The organism is Kitasatospora sp. SolWspMP-SS2h, assembly GCF_003259315.1.
Classification (GTDB): domain Bacteria; phylum Actinomycetota; class Actinomycetes; order Streptomycetales; family Streptomycetaceae; genus Kitasatospora; species Kitasatospora fiedleri.
Window position 1 is genome coordinate 38,095 of record NZ_QLLT01000002.1, and the last position, 20,363, is coordinate 58,457.

Annotated in this window: 21 protein-coding genes; 13 read left to right on the plus strand and 8 right to left on the minus strand. The window is 75.8% G+C overall.

Annotated elements, in window-relative coordinates; genetic code table 11:
* Window positions 1-28 precede the first annotated feature (28 nt).
* The 8 genes from K353_RS02420 to K353_RS02455 form a co-directional block, all read right to left on the minus strand.
* Entirely contained in the window at window positions 29-244 is a 216-nt protein-coding gene (locus tag K353_RS02420; RefSeq protein ID WP_100839466.1) for a cold-shock protein, read from the minus strand.
* 69 nt (window positions 245-313) lie between these two features.
* Window positions 314-499: a hypothetical protein gene (locus tag K353_RS02425; RefSeq protein ID WP_100839465.1), complete on the minus strand. Its 186-nt coding sequence runs from the start codon at window positions 497-499 to the stop codon at window positions 314-316.
* 414 nt (window positions 500-913) lie between these two features.
* On the minus strand, window positions 914-1,543 hold the full coding sequence (locus tag K353_RS02430) for a TetR/AcrR family transcriptional regulator (protein ID WP_158585313.1): 630 nt from the start codon (window positions 1,541-1,543) through the stop codon (window positions 914-916).
* A gap of 175 nt (window positions 1,544-1,718) precedes the next feature.
* Complete coding sequence (locus K353_RS02435) at window positions 1,719-2,660, minus strand: acyl-CoA thioesterase II (protein WP_111551899.1); 942 nt, start codon at window positions 2,658-2,660, stop codon at window positions 1,719-1,721.
* Window positions 2,661-2,718: 58 nt separating this feature from the next.
* Window positions 2,719-3,138, minus strand: a complete 420-nt coding sequence (locus tag K353_RS02440; protein ID WP_111551900.1) for a hypothetical protein — start codon at window positions 3,136-3,138, stop codon at window positions 2,719-2,721.
* A gap of 288 nt (window positions 3,139-3,426) precedes the next feature.
* Window positions 3,427-4,710 carry an MBL fold metallo-hydrolase gene (locus tag K353_RS02445; RefSeq protein ID WP_370447547.1) on the minus strand — a complete coding sequence of 428 codons (1,284 nt, stop codon included), beginning with the start codon at window positions 4,708-4,710 and terminating at the stop codon, window positions 3,427-3,429.
* A gap of 355 nt (window positions 4,711-5,065) precedes the next feature.
* Window positions 5,066-5,524 (minus strand): MaoC family dehydratase, encoded by a 459-nt coding sequence (locus K353_RS02450; RefSeq protein ID WP_199527960.1) that lies wholly within the window; start codon window positions 5,522-5,524, stop codon window positions 5,066-5,068.
* Between the two features lie 142 nt (window positions 5,525-5,666).
* On the minus strand, window positions 5,667-6,176 hold the full coding sequence (locus tag K353_RS02455) for a pyridoxamine 5'-phosphate oxidase family protein (protein WP_111551902.1): 510 nt from the start codon (window positions 6,174-6,176) through the stop codon (window positions 5,667-5,669).
* 219 nt (window positions 6,177-6,395) lie between these two features.
* Here K353_RS02455 and K353_RS02460 point away from each other — a divergent pair, with 219 nt between their 5' ends.
* From K353_RS02460 to K353_RS36740, 13 genes are all read left to right on the plus strand, one after another.
* Window positions 6,396-7,232, plus strand: a complete 837-nt coding sequence (locus K353_RS02460) for a hypothetical protein (protein WP_111551903.1) — start codon at window positions 6,396-6,398, stop codon at window positions 7,230-7,232.
* Between the two features lie 142 nt (window positions 7,233-7,374).
* Entirely contained in the window at window positions 7,375-7,995 is a 621-nt protein-coding gene (locus K353_RS34155; RefSeq protein WP_158585314.1) for a hypothetical protein, read from the plus strand.
* Window positions 7,989-8,921 (plus strand): hypothetical protein, encoded by a 933-nt coding sequence (locus tag K353_RS02470; RefSeq protein WP_146616375.1) that lies wholly within the window; start codon window positions 7,989-7,991, stop codon window positions 8,919-8,921. Before K353_RS34155 ends, K353_RS02470 begins: the two co-directional genes overlap by 7 nt.
* Before the next feature lie 99 nt (window positions 8,922-9,020).
* Window positions 9,021-9,653, plus strand: a complete 633-nt coding sequence (locus K353_RS02475) for an SAF domain-containing protein (protein WP_233533312.1) — start codon at window positions 9,021-9,023, stop codon at window positions 9,651-9,653.
* The gene (locus K353_RS34760; RefSeq protein ID WP_199527961.1) at window positions 9,653-10,963 is read left to right on the plus strand and encodes a hypothetical protein; all 1,311 of its coding nucleotides are present in this window, start codon (window positions 9,653-9,655) and stop codon (window positions 10,961-10,963) included. The genes K353_RS02475 and K353_RS34760 overlap by 1 nt, the downstream gene beginning before the upstream one ends.
* Window positions 10,953-12,512 (plus strand): CpaF family protein, encoded by a 1,560-nt coding sequence (locus tag K353_RS02485; protein ID WP_233533313.1) that lies wholly within the window; start codon window positions 10,953-10,955, stop codon window positions 12,510-12,512. Before K353_RS34760 ends, K353_RS02485 begins: the two co-directional genes overlap by 11 nt.
* Window positions 12,512-13,477, plus strand: coding sequence for a type II secretion system F family protein (locus K353_RS02490; RefSeq protein WP_111551906.1), 966 nt, complete (start codon window positions 12,512-12,514; stop codon window positions 13,475-13,477). The genes K353_RS02485 and K353_RS02490 overlap by 1 nt, the downstream gene beginning before the upstream one ends.
* Window positions 13,474-14,361 (plus strand): hypothetical protein, encoded by an 888-nt coding sequence (locus tag K353_RS02495; RefSeq protein ID WP_111551907.1) that lies wholly within the window; start codon window positions 13,474-13,476, stop codon window positions 14,359-14,361. The genes K353_RS02490 and K353_RS02495 overlap by 4 nt, the downstream gene beginning before the upstream one ends.
* A gap of 134 nt (window positions 14,362-14,495) precedes the next feature.
* Window positions 14,496-14,759 (plus strand): hypothetical protein, encoded by a 264-nt coding sequence (locus K353_RS02500; RefSeq protein WP_111551908.1) that lies wholly within the window; start codon window positions 14,496-14,498, stop codon window positions 14,757-14,759.
* 80 nt (window positions 14,760-14,839) lie between these two features.
* Window positions 14,840-15,202 (plus strand): TadE/TadG family type IV pilus assembly protein, encoded by a 363-nt coding sequence (locus K353_RS02505; protein ID WP_146616376.1) that lies wholly within the window; start codon window positions 14,840-14,842, stop codon window positions 15,200-15,202.
* The gene (locus K353_RS02510; protein ID WP_111551910.1) at window positions 15,199-15,660 is read left to right on the plus strand and encodes a TadE/TadG family type IV pilus assembly protein; all 462 of its coding nucleotides are present in this window, start codon (window positions 15,199-15,201) and stop codon (window positions 15,658-15,660) included. Before K353_RS02505 ends, K353_RS02510 begins: the two co-directional genes overlap by 4 nt.
* A gap of 80 nt (window positions 15,661-15,740) precedes the next feature.
* Window positions 15,741-16,136: a hypothetical protein gene (locus K353_RS02515; RefSeq protein ID WP_146616377.1), complete on the plus strand. Its 396-nt coding sequence runs from the start codon at window positions 15,741-15,743 to the stop codon at window positions 16,134-16,136.
* Complete coding sequence (locus K353_RS36740; protein ID WP_111551912.1) at window positions 16,136-20,359, plus strand: LysM peptidoglycan-binding domain-containing protein; 4,224 nt, start codon at window positions 16,136-16,138, stop codon at window positions 20,357-20,359. Before K353_RS02515 ends, K353_RS36740 begins: the two co-directional genes overlap by 1 nt.
* The last annotated feature ends 4 nt before the right edge of the window (window positions 20,360-20,363 follow it).

The window sequence follows — 20,363 nt, forward strand, 5'->3', positions numbered from 1 at the left end:
GGGTGATCGGTGAGTGGCCGGTGGCCGGTCAGTAGGTGAGCGGGCGGACGTGCTCGGCGACGGCGCGGGGCTCCTCCCGCATCATGTCGTACCGGACGCGCTGGCCCTGGTGCAGGAAGCGGTGCGCGTCGGTGTCGGCGATCACCGAGTCGTAGTAGACCGTGACGTCGGGGCCGCCCGCGTCCGGGGTGATGTAGCCGTAGCCGTGCTCGATGCCGAACCACCGTACGGTGCCGGTCTCCATGGTGGACTCCCTTCCGGCCGGGTCAGTCCCAGTATCGGATCCGGGCGCCGGGTCCACCACTCGTCCGGCTCAGCGGCCGGCCGGGGCCGCCTGCGCGGTCGGGGCCTGCTGCCGGACGGTCTCCACGGTGGCGCCGACGCCGAGCGAGCCCAGCGCCACCGAGGCCGCGACGGCGGCGCAGGCGAGCAGGCGGCGGTGGCGGCGGGGCAGCGGGAAGCGCGGGTCCTGGGCCGGGGGGACGGTGCGGGCGTTCATGGTGGAGAGCCTGGCAGCCGGGTGTTACGCGGTCGCGAAACGCGGGTGAAGTCTGGAAGGGATCTCGGCGTCGGAACCCCCGCTCCCGCATCCGCGCAGGTCGAACGCCTGACCGCCGGCACCACCACGAGCAGCAGGAACACGTCCGCGGCGACCACGAGCAGCCGGCCGAGGTTGTGCAGCACCCGGGCCGGCCCGGTGTCCGAGATCCGGCGCGGCGGGCTGACGGTCCGTCGAGGGGCCCGAAGGCGTGGGCATACGGGGCACCATGTCCGCAGTCGGGCCCGTGGAGGGGCACGGTGCGGCGGGGGCGCTGCGGGCCGCCGCAGGGCACGGCGGGTCGGCGCGGGGGCACCGGGGCACGGAGGCGCAGCGGGCGGCGCGTGGCGCGGGCGGCGCGCGGCCGACGGCGGGTCAGGCCGTCGGGACCGGGGGCGGCTCGTACGGCGTCAGCACCATCCGGACCATCTCCTCCAGCCGGGTGCGGGCGTCGTCCAGCGTGGTCCGCCCGGTCACCCAGGACGTCAACTCGCCCTGCCAGGCGTGCCCCACCATGTGCCGCACCAGCTCCCCGGGGGCCGGCGGGACCTCGGGCAGCACCGCCCCCAGCGCCGCCCGGTCCGCCCGGGCCAGGCCCTGCAGCGCCTCGCTGGCGAACGGGTCCGTGGAGGTGGCCACCGCCACCCGCAGCCGGGCCAGCTCCGGCTGCCGCTGGTACGCCCGCATCCCCCGCCGCACGAACCGCACCGCCCGCTCGGTCGGCGAGGCGCTGCGCCCCGCCCCCACCTCGCCGACCAGGTCGGCGAGCAGCAGCCGGTGCCAGTCCGCTATCGCGGCGGCGAGCAGGTGGTCCTTCGACGAGAAGTACCGGTAGGCGGTCCCGAGGGCCACGCCGGAGCGCTCCGACACCTGTTTCATCTGGAGGCGTTCCACGCCGATCTCGGTCACCAGGCCCAGGGCGGCGGACAGGAGGGATCCGCGGCGTTCCAGCTGACGGGGGGACATCGCCTCCACCGGACGAGGTGACAGGTCAACCTTGGTCACCCGAACCATGATACGTGGCGGCCCCGCACCGCGGTATGACGCGACGGGTCACCGGTGGGTGACGGGGACGCGCGACGGCTCGGGCGGTCTCGCGCGCGGTCTCTCGTCCGGTTCCGCGTCCGGTCTCTCGCGCGGCCCCTCGCACGGCCTTTCGGGGGGACGGTCCGGCGGCAGGTCAGGGGGTGGGCGGGGCCTGCCGCGCCTGCTTCGGCCGCAGCTCGCGCAGCAGGGTCTCCTGGACGGCGGAGGCCACCAGCACCCCGTCCCGATCGTAGAACTCGCCCATCGCCAGGCCCCGGCCGTCCGACGCGGACGGGCTGCGCTGCGCGAACAGCAGCCACTCGTCGGCGCGGAACGGGCGGTGGAACCACATCGCGTGGTCCAGCGAGGCCAGCGCCACCCGGGGCTCGGCGACCCGGTGCACCCGGTGCGGCTGGAGGTGCAGCGCCGTGGTCGAGGCCAGCGTCAGGTCGGACAGGTACGTCAACGCGCAGACCTGGAGCAGCGGGTCGTCCCCCGGCAGGGCGCTGCCCGTCCGCAGCCAGACGAACTGCTGCGGGACGCCCGGCAGTTCCGGCGGCATGCCGGGTGCACCGGCCGGGACGAAGCGCATCTCCAGGGCCCGGAAGACCGTTGCGCCCGCGAACTCCTCCGGCGCGTCCCGCTGCCAGGCCAGGTACGGGTCCGGCAGCTCCTCCGGGCCCGGGACCGGCGGCATGGTGCGCTGCCGGTCGCCGGACGCCTCCGGGCGCTTGAACGACGCCGACATGGTGAAGATCACCTCGCCGCGCTGGACCGCCGTCACCCGCCGGGTCGCGTACGAGCCGCCGTCCCGGGCACGGTCCACCTGGTAGACGATCGGGCGGCGCGGATCGCCCGGCCGCAGGAAGTACCCGTGCAGGCTGTGCACCCGGCGGGCCGGCTCCACCGTGCGCCCGGCCGAGGTCAGCGCCTGCGCCGCGACCTGCCCGCCGAACGCGCGCAGCGGCGCGCCCGCGTGGCAGTGGCCCCGGAACAGGTTCTCCTCCAGCTCCTCGATGCCGAGCAGCTCCGCGAAGGAGCGCAGTCCAGAGGCGGAGGCGGGCGTCGGGGCGGCGGGGGCGGTCACCCGGCCCATGCTAGAACACGTTGCAGTCGGCGGGAGCTGTGGTGCCCGTCACGTGCGGCGGGACGGGTCAGTGGATCGTGCCCGTGGCCTGCTGAGCGGCGACGTACGTGTCGAGGTAGGGCGCGCAGTTCGACCTCGGGTAGGCCGGCGGGATGGCGGCGGCGATGCCGTTCAGCACGGTCAGACGGGTCTGGGTCTCGCTGCCGAGGGCCTTCAGCTGGGCCGCGGTGGAGTGGACCTCGGCCTCGAGTGTCCGGGGTTGTTCCACGCAGCGGGCTGCCAACGCGGCGAAGGCCCGGTCGTACGCATCGGCGGCCTCGGTGGTGGCGCCCGCCGCCTGGTCCAGGGCGCGCAGCTCCTGGGCCGCAGCGGACAGGTCGGTCGCAGCGGGCGTCGGCAGGGGCTTGACGGTGACGGTGGTGCCGCTGCTGCAGGCGGCCAGCAGGAGAGCGGCGGTCGCGGCCGACGCGATTCGCTGAGCGTTCATCATGTCGCTTGACACTAGCCCGAGTTGACAGACAGGGCGACTGGTGCAGCCGATGTGGGGAGCTGGACCGCTCCGGTGGGTCTCGCCACGAAACACCCGTGCGGACCCGGAACGGGACCCCGTTGTCCCGTTGACCACCATCCGGTGATCGGTCCCACGTCCGCCACGGCGCCGGGTCTCCGGCGAGGTGGCGCCAGTTGCCCCCCACTCGCCGTCCGTGGGACCGCCCCGCCTCGCGACCAACGGAACGGTCCGCGCGAGGCGGTCACATGATCCGCCGGGCAGAGCCTAGGCCGGGCCGCCGGTCCGTTCGGCGGAGGGGGCGTCCGGGCGGGTGAGGGTGGCGGGGGTGTCGGGGACGGGGGAGAGGCCGTCGGGGAGCAGGAGGTCCACGCCGGAGGGGGGTGCGGCGACGGCGCGCCACCAGTGGGTGGCGGCGGGCGGGTCGGCGGGCTCGAAGGGGCGGCCGGGGCGGGGCATCGCCAGGGTGACGCCGGCGTCCTGGGCGGCGGCGAGGGTGCGCTCGGCGGGCTCCTCCCAGGGGTGCGGGGCGAGGTCGAAGGTGCCCCAGTGCACCGGGAGCAGCACGTCGCCGCCCAGGTCCCGGTGGGCCTGCACCGCCTCCTCGGGCGTCAGGTGCACCTCCGGCCAGTGCTCGGAGTACGCGCCGACCTGCATCATCGTCGCGTCGAACGGTCCGAAGCGGCGTCCGATCTCGGCGAACCCGGGGAAGTAGCCGCTGTCGCCGCTGTGGAAGATCCGGTGCCGCTTCCCCTCCACCACCCAGGACGACCAGAGGAACCTGCCGCTCGGGCGGGGCCCGCGCGAGCAGTAGTGGCGGGCCGGGGTGGCGGTCAGCCGCAGGCCGTCCAGTTCGGTGGACTCCCACCAGTCGAGGTCGACGATCCGGCGCGGCGACACCCCCCAGTGCTCCAGGTGCGCGCCGATGCCCAGCGGCACCGCGAACACCGCGTCGGCGGCCGCCAGCGCCCGGACGGTCGGCATGTCGAGGTGGTCGTAGTGGTCGTGCGAGATCACCACCACGTCCACCGGGCCGAGTTCGCTCAGCGGCAGCGGCACCGGGTGCAGGCGCTTGGGGCCGACCCAGTCGAACGGGGAGCAGCGCTCGCTCCACACCGGGTCGAACAGCACCCGGACCCCGTCCAGCTCGGCCAGCACGGTGGCGTGGCCCAGCCAGGTCAGCCGCAGGCCGGAGGCGGGCGGGGTGGCCAGCTCCACCGGGAGCAGGCGGTGCACCGGGACGGCCGCCGCCGGGGCGCGGCGGTTCGGGTCGACCGCGAGCTTGGTGCGCATCAGGGCCAGCGGGGTGTACGCGTACGCGAGGCGGCGGGTGGCCACCGGGTTGCGGAACGAACCGTCCACGAAGTGCGGCGAGTTGCGGACCCGGTGCAGGCGCCAGCCGGCCGGGTCGGCGCCGAACGCGTCGGTGCGCATCCGCTGCCAGGTCTCCCGGGGCAGCGTCCGGTACGAGCGTTTCGCGTCGCGCAGCGCGAGTCCGGCCTCGGCGGCCAGTTCACCGGCACGGAACAGCCAGGAGACGGGGCGGGACACGGTACCTCCACGGTCGGACACCCGAACGGCGGCGCACCGGGACGGCGGGACGCGGTGCGCCCCGCGGCATCGACGGCAGGCCGGAGGGCGACACCCGGGCAGCCGGAAGCCCCGGCGGCAGGCAGCGCATCTCGGACCTGGACATTACCGTCGAAAACCCTGCGAAGCAGGCATTCGGGCGGCGGCGCGCCGGGCGGCGCGGCCGGTGCGGGCCCGTCCGGTGCAACGAGAACGGACCGCCCCGGGGTACGGGACGGTCCGTGAAGAGGCCGTGGAGGCGGTGGGTGACGGGGGGCGGTGCCCGGTTCAGGCGACGGGCGCGGTGTCCGGTTCAGGTGGCGGCGCGGTGTCCGGTTCAGGCGGCCGGGTAGAAGCGGGTGATGGTCTCCGCGACGCAGTGCGGCTTGGCGCTCGCCTCGCTGACGATGGTGAACCGGACCACGGCCTGCACGCCGCCCGGCACCTCGTCCGCCGAGACCAGGACCGCCGTCGCCCGGACCGCCGTGCCCACCGGCAGCGGGGCCGGGAAGCGGACCTTGTCCGAGCCGTAGTTGAGGGCCATCGCGATGCCGCCCACGTCGTAGCACTCCTTGGCGAGCACCGGGAGCAGCGAGAGCGTCAGGTACCCGTGCGCGATCGTCCCGCCGAACGGCGTCTCCTTGGCGCGCTCCGGGTCGACGTGGATCCACTGGTGGTCGCCGGTCGCCTCGGCGAACAGGTTCACCCGGTCCTGGTCGACGGTGTGCCACTCGCTGGTGCCGAGTTCGGCACCGACCGCGGCGGTCAGGTCGGCGAGCGAGGCGAAGGTCGTCACGGTGCGCTCCACAGGTGCGTCGGGGCAGGGACGGCCCTGGCAGGGGCCGCCTCGCAGAGTATGCCTACTCGCCGGTCACATGTCAGTGGGGTGCCGTCCGGGCGACCCGGAGGTTCCGGACGTGCCGAGCGGATCGGGCGGGTCAGGCGGGGTGGTGCTCCGGGCGGGCTCCGGGGAGGGCGGCGGTGGCGAGGTCGTCGAAGCCGTCGAGGCCGTTCCGGTCCGCGTTCCGGCCCGCGTCCCGGTCCGGGAGGACGCGGCGGCCGGAGACCAGCTCGGGGCTGATCGCCACGTACTCCGGGCCCGGGTCCGGGATCCACGGGCGCAGGCCGCCGGAGCGCAGGGCGGCGCGCTCGCCCGAGTCCCGCACCACCTCGGCGCGGCCGTGCACCAGCACGCTCCAGCCGCAGCGCCCGGCCCGGTCGAAGTCGTCCACCTGGAAGGCGGCCACCGTGCCGTCCAGCGCCCGGGCCACCTGGGTGCCGGCGCGCAGGGCCAGGATCAGCCGCCCGTCCGCCGCCACCCGGAAGGCCACCGGGAGCACCGCGGGAAGCGCGTGCTCGGTGTACACCACCCGCCCCAGCGGCACGGTGCCGAGCAGCCGCAGGCACTCGGCCTCGCTGAGGTTCTCCACCCGGTCGTCACGGTCCATACCCACGATGGTGCCCCGCCGGTCCGGCCCCGAACAGGGTCCATGGTCCCTGAGCTGGGGCTCATCGGACCGATTCCGCCCCGCACCGACACCCCTCGGCGATACCTTGGCCTCCGGCGGCGCCCCGGCGCGGCGTCCAGGTGTCCCGGCACCCCGAGGGCGGGGCGGCGGGACGGGCGCGGCGGGCCAGGGGCGGTACGGCAGGAGGGGGCGGTACGGGTGAGCGGTGGCATCGAACTGGTGGTGATCGGCGCGGACGGCGGCCCCGAACGCGGCCACGGCGGCTCGGCCCGCGCCGCCGACGGCGCCCGCGCCCTCGCCGACGCCCTCCCCGGCCGCACCTTCGACGCCGGCACCCGCGGCAGCACCGTCACCGCCCCCCCGGCCGACGCCGACGCCAACGCCCTGCTCACCGCGCTCCGGCAGGCCGCCCAGCGCCCCGCCCGCTGGCTGGTGGTCTGCCTGGTCGGCCAGCTGGTCGCCGACCCGCGCGGACGCCGGGTCGCCCTGGTCACCGCCGGCTCCACCCCCGACAACGCCTACCGGCGCGGCCTCGCCTGGGACTGGATCACCAGCGCCATGGTGCACGGCGAGCAGGAGGAGACCCTGCTGATCGCCGACGTCGTCGCCGACCGCGACACCTGGGCCGCCCTCCAGCGCGAGGACGGCGCGGGCGAGCTGCTCGCCCACTCGCGCGTCCCGCTCTGGGGCCGGATCGGCCGCTGGAGCGCGGGCCGGCGCGGCCGGGACGGCGTCCTGCCCGGCGCGGAGGGCTCGTTCAGCTGGGCGCTCGGCCGGGTCCTCGAACACGGCGTGCCCGGCGCGCCCGCCGCCGTCGGACCGCTCGACCTCCAGCCCGCCGTGGAGGGGCAGTTGGGATGGGGGGACCCGGCCCATGCCGGGGAGGCCAGACTCCTGGTCCCGCGTGACGGGGGGAGACTCCTGATGCGCAATCGTGCCGCCGTGAGAGGGGCACTCGCCGGATTGCCGTTTTCCGATGAACTTTTGGCGGTTCTGTGGCGAGAAAGTGCCCCGACGGATCCGCCTTCCGCGTAAGGTCAGGACGCCCCGGGTGTTGCCGTGCCGGGGCGGGGTGGCGAAGAATCGACCTCCGAGCGACCTCAGAACGACACCGGGGACGGCAGACGACATCCGCGGTCCGGACCCACCACAGGTCCGGCCGCACCAAGGTGGGGCTATGCGGCAGCGCTCAATTCTGGTGCGCCCTGGGGCGATGGGGATCAGCGGGTGGCTCCTGCCATTCCTGCTGACGGCCTGTTCGGCCGGCGGCGCCGGGTCCGCGGACCGGCTCGGAACACCCTCCGCCACCCTCCCCCGGGCCACCTCCGACGCCACCACCGCCGACCTCGGCACCGGCAGCCCCGTCCCCCGGGAAGGCGCCCAGGCGCTGGACGGGAACGGCGCGGTGACGGCCTATCAGGGCTGGTGGGACATCCAGGTCAAGGTGCTCGGACGATCGGATTCGGACGGAACCCCGCTCCGGCAGTACGCCACCGGGGCGGCCTTCACCGACACCGTGATCTCGCTCACCCAGCTGCACGACAACGGACTCGTCATGGTCGGACAGCCGCGCACCTCACCCGTCCTCAAAAGCCTCGACCTACAGGCGAATCCGCCCACCGCGACGATCGGGGACTGCCTCGACGTGTCCGGCTGGCACCAGGCGGACGCCACCAGCAAGGAGATCAAGGATCCGCAACAGCGGCTGTCGCGTTATCCGGCGACCGCCGTGATGAAGAAATACGGAAACCGCTGGCTGATCGCCGACTTCACCCGTGAGGTGGACAAGACATGCTGAACTCCGCCTGGCGAACCGCTATTTGTACACTGATCGGAACCGGATTGGCGGCCACGGCCGTTCCGGCGGCGCGCGCCGACGACGGCGTGCCCGCCCCCTGTGCCGACCGCGTCATCTGCACCGGCACCCACCAGCCGGGCAGCACCCCGACCGGCGGCGGTGGGGGGACGTCCGGCGGGGGCGGGGGCGGTGGCAGCGACACGTGCACCTGGAACGGCAAGGACGTCCCCTGCTACGTGCCCCAGTGGGGCTGGTTCTCCGCGGGCTGCTACTACCAGCCGTCCAACCCGCAGCCGCTGGCCGGAGAGGCCGCCTGGCAGGGCCACAGCAGCAAGGACGGCGCGGTCTACGACATGGCCTGCATCGCCAACACCAACGAGATCCAGCCGCTCGGGCAGACCTTCCTCGCCCAGCCCCCCGGCGCCACGCCCCCCAAGACGCCCGCCCAGGTCGCCTACGACGCCCTGGTGTCGATCGAGGTCGCCGAGCCCGTCCTGCACGCCGCGCCCGCGGGGGACGCGGTGGTCGGCTCGCCGGTGTGGCTGTGGATCGACCCGGACCCGAAGGTCGTGGGGCCGCTGAGCAGCAAGCTGCCCGGGCAGGGGTTCGAGGTGACCACCACGATCACCCTCGCGGAGGTGGTCTGGCACGTGGACGACGGGCCGGGCGGGGTGCGGGAGTTCACCTGCAAGGACGCCGGGAACCCGTTCAGCCGGAGCGGGACGCCGACCTGCAGCCACGTCTTCACCGAGAGCTCGGCGCGGATGAAGGACAAGGCGTACAGCCTCAGCGTGACGCTGAAGTGGCATGTGACCGCGCGCAGCAGCGACCGCACCCCCATCGACATGGCCGACTACGACTGGTGGCCGACCTACACCCAGGCGGTGCTGAACGTGCCGGTCAACGAGGTCCAGGTGGTGAACTGACCCGGCGGCGGGCGCGACGAGGACGACGCGGCCGCCGACCGGGCCGGAGTCGACGTTCCATCACGAATGAGAGGCCGCAGAGCGGTGGAGAACCGAAGCATGCCGACCCCGCCGCGCCGACTCGGCGCACGACGGCGGCGACCCGCCGTGCTGGCGATGGCGGCGGCGCTGATCGCGGCCGGCGGCCTGGGCGGGGCAGTGCTGTACAACAGCAGCGGGCAGCGGATCGCCGTGCTGGCGCTGGCCCGGGACGTGCCGATGGGGCAGGTGCTCAGCTCCGACGACCTGGTGGTCGCGCACATCGCGGGCGACCCCGCGCTGCACCCGCTGGACGCCCAGGACCTGCCGCGCACCGTCGGCCTGCGGGCCACCACCGACCTCAAGCGCGGGGCGCTGCTGGTCAAGTCCGACCTGACCGGCGACCCGGCGACCCAGCCCGGGCAGCAGATCGTCGGCGTCTCCGCGAAGCGCTCCCAGCTGCCCGCCACCAGGCTCCAGCCCGGCCTGCAGATCCTGATCGTCAACGCGCCCGGCGGCAGCGGCGACGCCGCCACCACCCGCACCCCGGAGACGATGACCGCGGTGGTCGCCGCGGTGGGCAAGCCCGACACCGACGGCAGCACCGTGATAGACGTCGCCGTCGGCCCCGCCGACGGGCCCCGGCTGGCGCTCTGGGTGGCGGGCGGCAAGTTCCAGGTCATCCTGGCGCCCCGAACCGCCGGGGGCTCCTGATGACGGTGGTGGCCGTGCTCGGCGGGCCGGGCGCGCCGGGAGCCACCAGCAGCGCGCTCGCGCTGCTGCTGTCCTGGCCGCTGCGGCCGGGCCGCCGGGTGCTGCTGGTCGAGTGCGACCCGGACGGCGGCGCGGTGCTGGCCGGCGCGCTGGAGGGCCGGGTGGAGGCCGTGTACGGGCTGCGCAACCTGGCCGTCGCCGACCGGCGCGGGCTGCTCGCCGAGACGCTGTGGGAACAGCTGCTCGACGTCTCCCCGCAGGGCACCGGCGAACGCCTGCTGCTGCCCGGCCTCACCGACCCGACCCAGGCCCCCGGCCTGGCCTACACCTGGGAACCCCTGGTCGAGGCCCTGCACGCGCTCGAACCGCAGGGCTACGACGTGCTGCTCGACCTCGGGCGCTCCGGCGCGAACGGGGCGATGGCGGTGCTGCCCCGGCGCGCCGACGTGGTGGCCGCCACCGTCCGCACCACGCTGCGCGGCCTCTCCGCCGCCCGGCCCCGGATCGCCGCGCTGCGCGAGGACCTCGACACCCACGGCGCCGGCGCGGACGGCCTCGGCCTGCTGCTGGTCGCCGAGGGCCCCTACCCCGAGAACGAGGTCGCCCGGCAGTTCCAGCTGCCCGTCCTCGGGACGCTCGCCCACGCGCCGCGCACCGCCCGGGTGCTCTCCGACGGCGGCGACACCACCGACCGGCGCTTCATCCGCTCCGAGCTGATGCGCACCGCGCGCACCGCCGCCGACCGCATCCAGGACCTCGCCACCGGCCGCCGCCGACGCCTCAGCGGCCCGCAGCCCGCCGTCCAGCACGCGCTGCCCCCGCAGCAGCCCGGCCAGCCGCAACCACCGTTCGTGCAGCCGCAGCCCGTGCCGCCGCAGTTCGTCCAGCCGCAGCCCGTGCCGCCGGAGCAGGCCGCGTCCTCGCAGGTGCCGCCGGTGCAGGTCCAAGTTCCGCAGCCGGTACCGCCGTTCGCGGCGGGTCCGGTGGCCGGGCCGCCGTACCAGCAGGCGCAGCAATCGCAGCAGCCTTACCAGCAGCAGCCGTACCCGCAGCAACAGCAGCAGCAACAGCCCTACCCTTCGCAGCAGTTCCAGCAGCAGGCGTCGCAAGCCCCCTTCGCGGGAGGCCAGTTCACGGGGGAGTGGCCGGTCCGGACGGAGGCGCCGCAGATCTCGTACGCCGCGCCGCACATAGCGCCGCCCGCGGTGCCGCAGCCGCCCGCGCCCGCGCCGTTCCCGGGGCAGGCCATGCAAACCGGGCAGCCGGGGCAGGCGGAACAGGACGGCGAGGAGGTGTGGCGTGCGCGCTAGCCCGTACCAGGGGCCGCTGCCCCCGCAGCAGTCGGTGAACGGACAGGTGGTGCAAGGGGGTTCGGCCGATGCGGCGGGGCTGCCGTGGGCGAAGCCGCCGACGGCGGGGCCGGCCGGGCCGGTGGGGGCGGCGGGGGTGCCCGCGCTCTCGCCGGTCGGGGCGTCTCCGGCCGTGGACCCGCAGGTGGCGCGGGAGTTGAAGCGGCAGGTCGCGGCGGAGCTGCACCAGCAGCTGTCGCGGCTGTCCGAGGCGTCCGGGAGCGAGGCGGACCGGGCGACCCGGCGGCAGCGCGGACGGGCGCTGATCGAGGAGGCGGTGGCCCGCTGGTCGGACGCGTACGCGCAGACCCACGGCATCCCGCCGACCCGGGAGCAGGACCGGGTGCTCGCCGAGGCGGTGTACGACCTGCTGTTCCGGGCCGGGCGGCTCCAGCCGTACCTGGACGACCCGGAGATCGAGAACATCCTGATCAACGGGTGCGACGACGTCTGGGTCTCGCGGGTGCACCAGCCGCTGCGGCAGGTCCCGCCGGTGGCCGACACCGACGAGGAACTGGTCGAGCTGCTCCAGGACCTGGCGCGCCAGCACGGCGGCGGCGAACGCAGCCTGTCCACCGCCAGCCCGATGCTGGCGCTGCGCCTGGAGGGCGGGATGCGCCTCCAGGCGATGACCGAGGTCACGCCCCGCCCGTACGTGGCGATCCGCCGGCACCGGGTGGCCAGCGCGACGCTCAGCGACCTGGTCCAACTCGGCACCGTGGACACCACCTTGGCGGCGTTCCTGGCGGCCGCGATCCGGGCCCGGAAGAACGTCATGATCACCGGCACCCAGGGCGTCGGCAAGACCAGCCTGCTGCGCGCGATGGCCGCCGAGATCCCGCCGGACGAGCGGGTCGGCACCCTGGAGTCGGAGTTCGAGCTGTGGCTGCACACCCTGGGCCACCTGCGGCAGGTCGTCCCGATGGAGGCCCGCGAGGGCAACGGCGAACGCGTGGACGGCCGCCTGGCGGGCGAGTTGACGATCGGCGAGCTGATCCCGGCGGCGCTGCGGATGACGCTGTCGCGGATCATCGTCGGCGAGGTCCGCTCCGCCGAGGTGGTGCCGATGCTGCGGGTGATGACCAACGGCGAGGGCGGCTCGATGTGCACCCTGCACGCCCGCGGCCCGCACATGGTGGTCGACCGGATCGCCGAACTCTGCCTGGAGTACGGCGCGCACATGACCGACACCCTCGCCTACCGGCTCACCGCCAACGCGGTCGACTTCATCGTGCACGTCGCGATGGTCGACGAGACCGCGGTCGGCGGACGCCGGCACCGCTTCGTCTCGCACGTGCTGGAGGTGGCCGGCCTCGGCGAGTCCGGCCGCCCCGCGCTGAACACCGTCTTCGGGCCGCGCCCGGAGATCGGCGAGGTGCGGGCCGTCCCCGCCACCCCGCCGCACTGCCTGGACGACCTGCGCCGGGCCGGATTCGACGCGGGCCTGCTCGGTTCCCCGTACGGGGCCTGGAGCGCGCCGCTGTCGCTGCGGATCGGGGGGATGCGCTGATGCTGCTGTACGTGCTGTGCGGACTGCTGCTGGCCGGCGGGCTGGTGGCGCTGGCCGTCGGCCTGACCGGGCGGGCCGACGACGGGCCGGAGCGGGAGAACCCGCTGGAGGGGCGGCTGCACACCCTCTGGTACGGGGCGCCCGGCACCACCTCGCCCGGCATCGCCCGGCTGCGCCGCATCCAGCTGGCGCTGGCCCTGCTCGGCGCGCCGGGCGGCTGGCTGTTCACCGGCATCCCGCTGGTCGCGCTGCTCGTCCCGGCCGCCGTGTTCGGCCTGCCCTGGCTGTTCGACGCGACCCGCTCCGACACCCGGCGGATCGAACGGCTGGAGGCGCTCGCCGAGTGGACCCAGCGGCTGGCCGACGTGCTGCTGCTCGGCGTCGGCCTGAACCAGGCGATCGTGACCAGCCGGCGCACCGCGCCGATCGCGTTGGAGACCGAGATCGCCGACCTGGCGGCCCGGCTGCAGTCCCGCTGGCGGCCCGAGGACGCGCTGCGCGCCTTCGGCGACCAGGTCGCCGACTCGACGGCCGACAAGGTGCTGGCCGCCCTGGTGCTGCGGGCCGGCGACAGCGGGCCCGGCCTGGCCCGGGCGCTGGCCGACATGGCGGACTCGGTGCGCGAAGAGGTCCGGCAGCGGCGCGCCATCGAGGCGGACCGCTCCAAGCACCGCACCACGATCCGCTGGATGGTCGGCATCATCCTGCTGGTCATCGTGATCGGCGCCTTCAACTCCCGCTACACCGCGCCCTATTCGACGGTGCTGGGCCAACTGGTGCTGGCCGTCGTGGCGGTGGCGTTCGTGGCGGTGATCGCCTGGATGCGCTCGCTGGCCCGGCACACCCCGCTGCCCCGGCTGCTGGAGCCCGACCGCCGCTCCAAGACCGGCCGGCTGCCCGGCCACCGGGCCGCCGACGAGAGCGCCGCGGCCGAGGACGAAGCCCTGCTGAAGGAGGCCCGGTGATCTCCCCCTGGGCGGTCGTCGCCGGCGGCGCCGCGGCCGGCGGCGTGGCCCTGCTGCTGGCCGAACTCCGGCCCGCCCCACCGGACCTGGGCCAGGCCCTGGACCGGCTGCACCGCGTCCCCGAACCGCGCCGGGCCGAGGACGCCGACGTCGCGCTACCCTGGTACGACCGGGTCGGCGAACGCTCCGGGCGGCTGCCCGGGGTGCGCGTCCCGCACCAGGAACTCGCCCTGATCGGCCGCAGCCCGGCCCGGTTCATGGCCCACAAACTGCTGTTCGCCGCCCTCGGCCTCGCCCTGCCCGGCTACCTGTCGGTGATGGCCGCCGTGGTCGGCGACGGCCTTCCGCTCGCCGTCCCGCTGCTGGTCGGGCCGCTGCTGGCCGGACTGCTCTGGTTCGTCCCCGACGGCATCGTCTCCGGCGAGGCCAAGGAGGCCCGCACCGAGTACCTGCACGGCATCGCCGCCTACCTGGAACTCGTCGCGCTGGAACGGGCCGCCGACTGCGGGCCCGCCGAGGCGCTGCGCCGGGCCGCCTCGGTCGGGCGCGGCACGGTGTTCCGGCGGATCCGCGACGCCCTGGAGCGGGCCGCCACCGACCGGCTCCCGCCCTGGGACGGACTCGACGCGCTGGCCCGGGAGTTGGGCCTCACCCCGCTCCAGGACGTGGCCGACATCATGCGGATCTCCGGCGTCGACGGCGCCGCCGTCTACGACACCCTGCGGGCCCGCGCCAAGAGCCTGCGCGGCGAACTGCTCTCCGAGGAGCTGGCCAAGGCCAACACCGACAGCGAACGGATGGTGGCCCCCGGCTCCGCCCTGACCCTGCTGATGACCGTCCTGATCGCCTTCCCGGCGGTCTACCAGATGCTCAACAGCGGCTGACCGCACCACACCGCACCACACCGCACCACACCACCCCGTCCACCGATTCCAGACCCCAGACCCCAGACCGAGCAGCGAACGAACAGCGCCACCCGTACCGAAGTCCCTTCCCGTGAAGTCCTGGAGACCACACCATGGCCCGAATCCGCACCGTGGCGACCGCCCTGCGGCCGCTGCTCCCGCTCCATCTCGTCCGACCCGTCGTCGAGTACCGCCTCGTCAAGCTGCGCGCCGCCCGCGAGTCCGGCGACCGGGGCGCGATCAGCATCGAACTCGCCCTCGCGGTGATCGTGCTGGTCGCCATCGCCGGGACGGTCGTCTACGCGATCACCCAGCTCGGCCAGAAGGTCCAGGGCAACATCCAGAAGGACGTCCCCGCCGGCGGCACCGCGCCGTGATCCGCCGCCCGCACCGGCCCGCCGCCCGGCCCGCACCGGCCGGGTGGCTCGCGCGTGCCCGCAGGTCCGACCGGGGCGCGATGGCGATCAGCCTCGCCATCGTGTTCCCGGCCGTGCTGTTCGTGATCCTCCTGGTGGTGCAGGCCGGCCTGTGGTGGTACGCCGAACAGGCCGCGCTGGCCGCCGCCCGGGAGGGCGTGGAGGCCGGACGGATCAACGGCGCGCCGGCCGGTGCGGGCGAGCAGCGGGCGAGCGAGTTCGTCGGACGGCTCGGCGACGTGGTCGAGCTGGCGCAGCCGCCCCGGCAGACCGGCGGCGACCCGGACCTGTACCAGCTGTCCGTCACGGTGGAACCGCTCACCCTGTTCCCGTTCGCCGACCTGGCGATCACCAAGACGGCCACCGCGCCCCGGGAGAAGTTCGTCGCACCGGGGCAGCCGTGAGGGCCCGGGGGAGGACCGGTGGCCGGGGCGACCGCCTTGCCGGGGACCGGGGTTCGTTCGCGATCGAGGCGGCGGTCCTGGTGCCGGTGATCCTGAGCTTCGCGCTGATGGCGGTGGCCGCCGGACGGCTGCAGACCACCGGTTCGGTGGTCGACGCCGCGGCCCGCGCCGGGGCCCGGGCCGCCTCGCTGGCCCGCACCCCCGAGGGGGCCCGGCAGGCCGCCGCGGACGCCGTCGGGGCCTCGTTGGCCTCCCGGGCGGTGCGGTGCGAGGCCGAGCCGACCGGGGACCCGCAGTACGGCACGCTGGACACCGCCGGCGGCCAACTGGCCACCGTCACCGTCCGGGTGTCCTGCACGGTGCCGCTGTCCGACCTGATCGGGCTGGACGGCGTACCCGGCCACAAGACCGTCACCGGCACGTTCACCTCCGTGCTGGACCGTTATCGGGGAAACTGATGGAACGTCAACAGACCCTGGGGGGAGGGAACGTGGCCGAACGAGGCGTGAACGCCCGGGACCGGGGCAGCATTTCGGTCATGGTTGCCATCACCGCCGTCAGCCTGGTGGCCGTGGTCGGCCTGGTGCTCGACTTCGGCGGCCAACTGCGCGCCGTGGAACGGGCCGACGCGCTCGCCCAGGAGGCCGCCCGGGTGGCCGGACAGCAACTCGACATCGCCCGGCTGCGCGCCGACGGCGGCTACCAGGTGGACGCGGCCCAGGCCGAGTCCGCCGCCCGGGCCTACCTCGACGGCCAGGGCGTCTCGGGACGCGTCGACTTCCCCCGGTACCCCGACCTGAGCGAGATCAGCGTCACCGTCACCAGCACCTACCCGACCGCGCTGCTCGGCGTGATCGGCATCACCACACTCTCCGTGCAGGGGCACGGCAAGGCCACCCTGCTGCACGGCATCACGGAAGGGACGACCGGCTGATGGCCGCGCGCGGAGCCGACGACCAGCACCGCAAGGGCCGCCGCACCCGGCGGCCGGACCGCCCCGCCCCCGCCGACCGCGGCGGACGGCACCAGGCCCCGGCCCCCGTCGGGCGGGGCGGGCGGCGAGGCCGGGGCGGCTCGGCGCTGGCCGCGCTCGGCGCGCTGCTGGCACTCGTCCTGCTGCTCGCCGGGGTGCCCGCCCTGCTCGGCTACGGCACGCTCGCCGTCGCCGCGGCCGGCGACCCGGTCCACGGCGACCTGCTGACCGCGCTCACCAGCCCCGACGACGGCAGCCTGTTCCTGTGGCTGCTGGTGGGCGTCGGCTGGATCGGCTGGCTGTGCTTCCTGGTCTCCGTCCTGGTCGAGATCCCCGCCCAGCTGCGCGGCCGGGTCGCCCGCCGGATCCCCGCGTTCGGCTGGAGCCAGCGGATCGCGGCCGGCCTGGTCGGCTCCGTCCTGGCCCTGCTCCCGGTCGCCGGATCGGCCTTCGCCGCCACCCCGGAACTCGCCCAACGTCCGTCCGCAGTAGCCCAGTTGAACGCCGCCCCGGCGTACGCCGCGCTGCCCGCCGGAGCGCCCGCGGCCGCGCCCGCCGCCGACCCGCAGCAGCCGGGCTACACCGTCCGCGACGCCCGCCCCGCCGACAGCCTCTGGTCGATCGCCGAGCGCCAACTCGGCTCCGGCGAACGGTGGACCGAGATCGCCAAGCTCAACGCGGGCCGCCCGATGGACGGTTCGGGCACCCGCTTCGACGCCGACCGGCCGATCCAGCCCGGCTGGCAGCTGCTGATGCCCGCCGACGCCGCGCCCGACACCGGCCCGGCCGCCACCGCCCGCAGCACCACCGGCACCCCGCCCGCACTCCCCGCCGCCCCCGCCGCGCCCGCGCACGGCAGCGTCACCGTGCACTCCGGCGACTCGCTCTCCGCGATCGCGCAGCGGGAGCTGGGCGACGGCGACCGCTGGCCCGAGCTGTTCGAGGCCAACAAGGGCGTCGCCGCCCCCGACGGCGAGAAGCTCACCGACCCGGACGTGCTCGCCCCCGGCACGGTGCTCACCGTGCCCGGCGCGGCCCAGGCCCCGGAGAGCCCGGCACCGAGCGCACCGAGTACGCCGAGCGAGCCGACGACGCCGAGCGAGCCGACCGTGCCGAGCACGCCCGAGACCCCGGCGCCCGCGCAGTCGCCGCAGACGTCGCAGTCGCCGCAGGCCCAGCCGTCCGCCGCCCAGTCGCCCGCGCCGCAGGACTCCGCGTCCGCCACGAACCTGCCCGCCGTCCGCGAGCAGCACACCGCCGCCACCGGTGGCGACGACTACACCGTGGCGCTGGCGGCGTCCGGCCTCGGCGTGCTGATGGCCGCCGCGCTGATCACCCTGGTCGCCCGCCGCCGCACCGACCAGCAGCGGGCCCGCCGCCCCCGGCACCGGATCGCGCTGCCCTCGGCCGCCGCCGGCCGCTTCGAGGCGGAGCTGAAGGCCCGCCAGGACGAGCACGGCCTGGAACTGCTCAACCGGGCCCTGCGCACCCTGGGCCGCAACGCCGTCCGCGGCGAGAAGCGGCTGCCCGCCCTGGTCGCCGCCCGGATCACCACCGTGGGCACCGTCGAACTGCACCTGGCCGCACCGGCCGTGCCGATCGCCCCGTTCCGGGCCGCGCACGCCCCGAACGTGTGGTGGTGCCCGACCGACTCCACCGAGCTGCTGTCCGCCGGGCAGGCCGCCAAGCACGCCGCCCCCTACCCGGCGCTGGTCACCCTCGGCGCCACCCCGGACGGCTCGACCGTCCTGGCCGACCTGGAGACCGTCCGGCTGGTCCACCTCTCCGGCCACCCCGAGGACGCCGAGGACGTACTGCGCAGCCTGGCCGTCGAACTGGCCCACAGCCCGCTCGCCGACCGCCTGCACCTGCACCTGGTCGGCATCGCCCCCGACCTGCCCACCGCCGGCCCCGCCGCCGACCGGGTGCACCACCACCCCACCCTGGAGGCCGCGCTCGCCGCCCTCGGCCCGCGCACCGCCAAGGCCCGCGCCACCCTGATCGGCGCGAACGTCGGCAGCCCCCGCGAGGCCCGCAGCCGGGGCAGCGCGGACGAGGCGTGGCTGCCCGAGATCGTGCTGTCCGCGCAGCCGCCCACCGGCGGCGTGCCCGCCGAACTCGGCCGCCTGCTCGACGGCCGCCCCCGCACCTGCCTGGCCGTCCTCACCCGCGCCCCCGAGCGCGGCGCCGGCCCGGTCGCCCGCTGGACGCTCCCCGCCACCGGCCATGCCCCGCTGCCCGGCCTGCACCTCAGCGTCGAACTCCAGCGACTGAGCCGCGAACAGTACGCCCAGCTCGGCGAACTCGTCCGCGTCTCCGGCGACTTCACCCAGCACCCGGCCCCCGAATGGACCCTCGACGGCCCGCACAACGGCCCCGAGGACGAGCAGGAACTCCCGCTGCCCGTCCCCGCGCTGGCCACCGTCGGCGCCGCGATCGGTGCCGTCCCCGGCCCGCTCGGCAACGGCTCGGGCGACGGCTTCGGCGACGGCCCGGGTCACGGCTTCGGCGGCGACCTGCTGGGCGTCGGCCCCGGTCCGGCGGACCCGGACACCGACACGGGCGCGGGCACGGACACCGGCGGGCGGGCCGCGGGCACCCTCGACGCCCGCCTGATCGCCCTGCTCGGCGGCCCGACCGGCCCGGAGGCGAGCGCCGTCGGTACCGCGAGCGCTCCGCCGAAGCCCAGCCTGGCTAAGCCGGCCGGTGACGGTGGCGGCGATGGTGGCGGCGGTGGCGCGGGCGGGCGGTCGGACGGCGGCGAAGCGGCCGGGCCTCGGCTGCTGGCCCGGGTGGTGCCCACCGGCAGCAGCCCGTTCGCCGGGCTGGTCCCGACCGCCCCCACCAACCCGTACGCGGTCGTCCCGGTGACGCCCGTCCAGCCCGCCGCGCTGCCGCCCGCCACCGCTGAGCCCGCCGTGCCCGCCGCGCCCGTCGAGCCGCGGCACGCCGCCAACGGCCAGGCCCGCAAGGCCACCACCCCGCCGTACGGCACGCCCGTCGACCCCCGGATCGCCGCCGCGCTGCCGCAGGACGAACTCCCGCCCACGGCACCGCCGTTCACCGCGCCCGTACCCGCTCCCGCGTCCGAGCCCGCGTCCGAGGCCGTGTCCGAGGCCGAGAGCACCGCCGAACTCGGCCCCGTGTCCGATTCGGCGCCCGCACCCGCGCCCGAGTCCGCCTCCGTCCCGGACGGCGGCACCCGCTCCTTCGAACTCGCCGCCCCCGCCGCCGTCCCGGCGCCTCCCGCCCCGGTGGACGCGCCGCCGGTGGTGCCCGAGCCGCTGCCCACCCACGACCAGGCGGCGGCGCCCGACCCGCGTTCCCCGGCCCGGCCGTCCGCCCGGCCCGGGAGCGGTCCGGCCCGCACCGACAGCGACGACCTGCTGGCGATCCTGCGCTCCCCGGAGGCCCACCACCTGCGCTCCGCGCCGCGCATCCGGGTGCTCGGGCCGGTGGACGTGCTCGGCGCGGCGGGCAGCGCCGACCCGGCGGGCCGCCCCCGGCTGACCGAGCTCGCCGCGTACCTGGCGCTGCGCCCGGGCAGCGAGCACACCACCGTCGACCGCGACATCCACCCGGGTGCCGCGCACCTCGACCCGCGGGCCACCGCCGAGCGGCTGGCCGAACCGCTGCCGGTCAAGATCGCCGCGCTGGCGGGCTGGCTGGGCACCTCCCCGGAGGGCCGCGACTACCTGGGCGGCCGGCCCGCCGACACGTACAGCCTGGCTCCGACCGTCACCTGCGACTGGGACGAGTTCCGCAGCCTGTACCGGCGCGGCATGCGCTCCACCTCCGCCACCGCCGACGCCGCCCTCGCGCACGCGCTGGCCCTGGTCCGGGGCGCCCCGTTCGCCGAGGCCCCGGCCGGGACGTACGCCTGGGCGGAGGCCGAACGCCAGGACATGCTGGCCGCGATCGTCGACACCGCGCACGAACTCGCTGCCCGCCGCCTCCAGTACGGCGACCACCGCACCGCCGAGGCCGCGATCTTCCGTGCCCTCGCCGTCGCCCCGGAGGTCGAACTCCTGCACCGCGACCTCTTCTACGCCTACGCCTCGGCCGGCGCCCGCGACCAGCTCGTCCGCTCCGTCAACCGCCTCGACGCCCTCAGCCGCCGCACCGGCCGCGACCTCGACCCGGACACCGTGGCCCTGCTCCGCGACCTCCTCACCGGCAGCTGACCGG

Excerpts from the sequence above, each read along its gene's own strand:
- K353_RS34155 (WP_158585314.1), top strand. The coding sequence starts at position 7,375 with ATGCGGCAGCGCTCAATTCTGGTGCGCCCTGGGGCGATGGGGATCAGC.
- K353_RS02470 (WP_146616375.1), top strand. The coding sequence starts at position 7,989 with ATGCTGAACTCCGCCTGGCGAACCGCTATTTGTACACTGATCGGAACC.
- K353_RS02435 (WP_111551899.1), bottom strand. The coding sequence starts at position 2,660 with ATGGGCCGGGTGACCGCCCCCGCCGCCCCGACGCCCGCCTCCGCCTCT.
- K353_RS02490 (WP_111551906.1), top strand. The coding sequence starts at position 12,512 with ATGCTGCTGTACGTGCTGTGCGGACTGCTGCTGGCCGGCGGGCTGGTG.
- K353_RS02515 (WP_146616377.1), top strand. The coding sequence starts at position 15,741 with ATGGTTGCCATCACCGCCGTCAGCCTGGTGGCCGTGGTCGGCCTGGTG.
- K353_RS02475 (WP_233533312.1), top strand. The coding sequence starts at position 9,021 with ATGCCGACCCCGCCGCGCCGACTCGGCGCACGACGGCGGCGACCCGCC.
- K353_RS02500 (WP_111551908.1), top strand. The coding sequence starts at position 14,496 with ATGGCCCGAATCCGCACCGTGGCGACCGCCCTGCGGCCGCTGCTCCCG.
- K353_RS02420 (WP_100839466.1), bottom strand. The coding sequence starts at position 244 with ATGGAGACCGGCACCGTACGGTGGTTCGGCATCGAGCACGGCTACGGC.
- K353_RS02455 (WP_111551902.1), bottom strand. The coding sequence starts at position 6,176 with ATGGACCGTGACGACCGGGTGGAGAACCTCAGCGAGGCCGAGTGCCTG.
- K353_RS02505 (WP_146616376.1), top strand. The coding sequence starts at position 14,840 with ATGGCGATCAGCCTCGCCATCGTGTTCCCGGCCGTGCTGTTCGTGATC.
- K353_RS02440 (WP_111551900.1), bottom strand. The coding sequence starts at position 3,138 with ATGAACGCTCAGCGAATCGCGTCGGCCGCGACCGCCGCTCTCCTGCTG.
- K353_RS02425 (WP_100839465.1), bottom strand. The coding sequence starts at position 499 with ATGAACGCCCGCACCGTCCCCCCGGCCCAGGACCCGCGCTTCCCGCTG.
- K353_RS34760 (WP_199527961.1), top strand. The coding sequence starts at position 9,653 with ATGACGGTGGTGGCCGTGCTCGGCGGGCCGGGCGCGCCGGGAGCCACC.
- K353_RS36740 (WP_111551912.1), top strand. The coding sequence starts at position 16,136 with ATGGCCGCGCGCGGAGCCGACGACCAGCACCGCAAGGGCCGCCGCACC.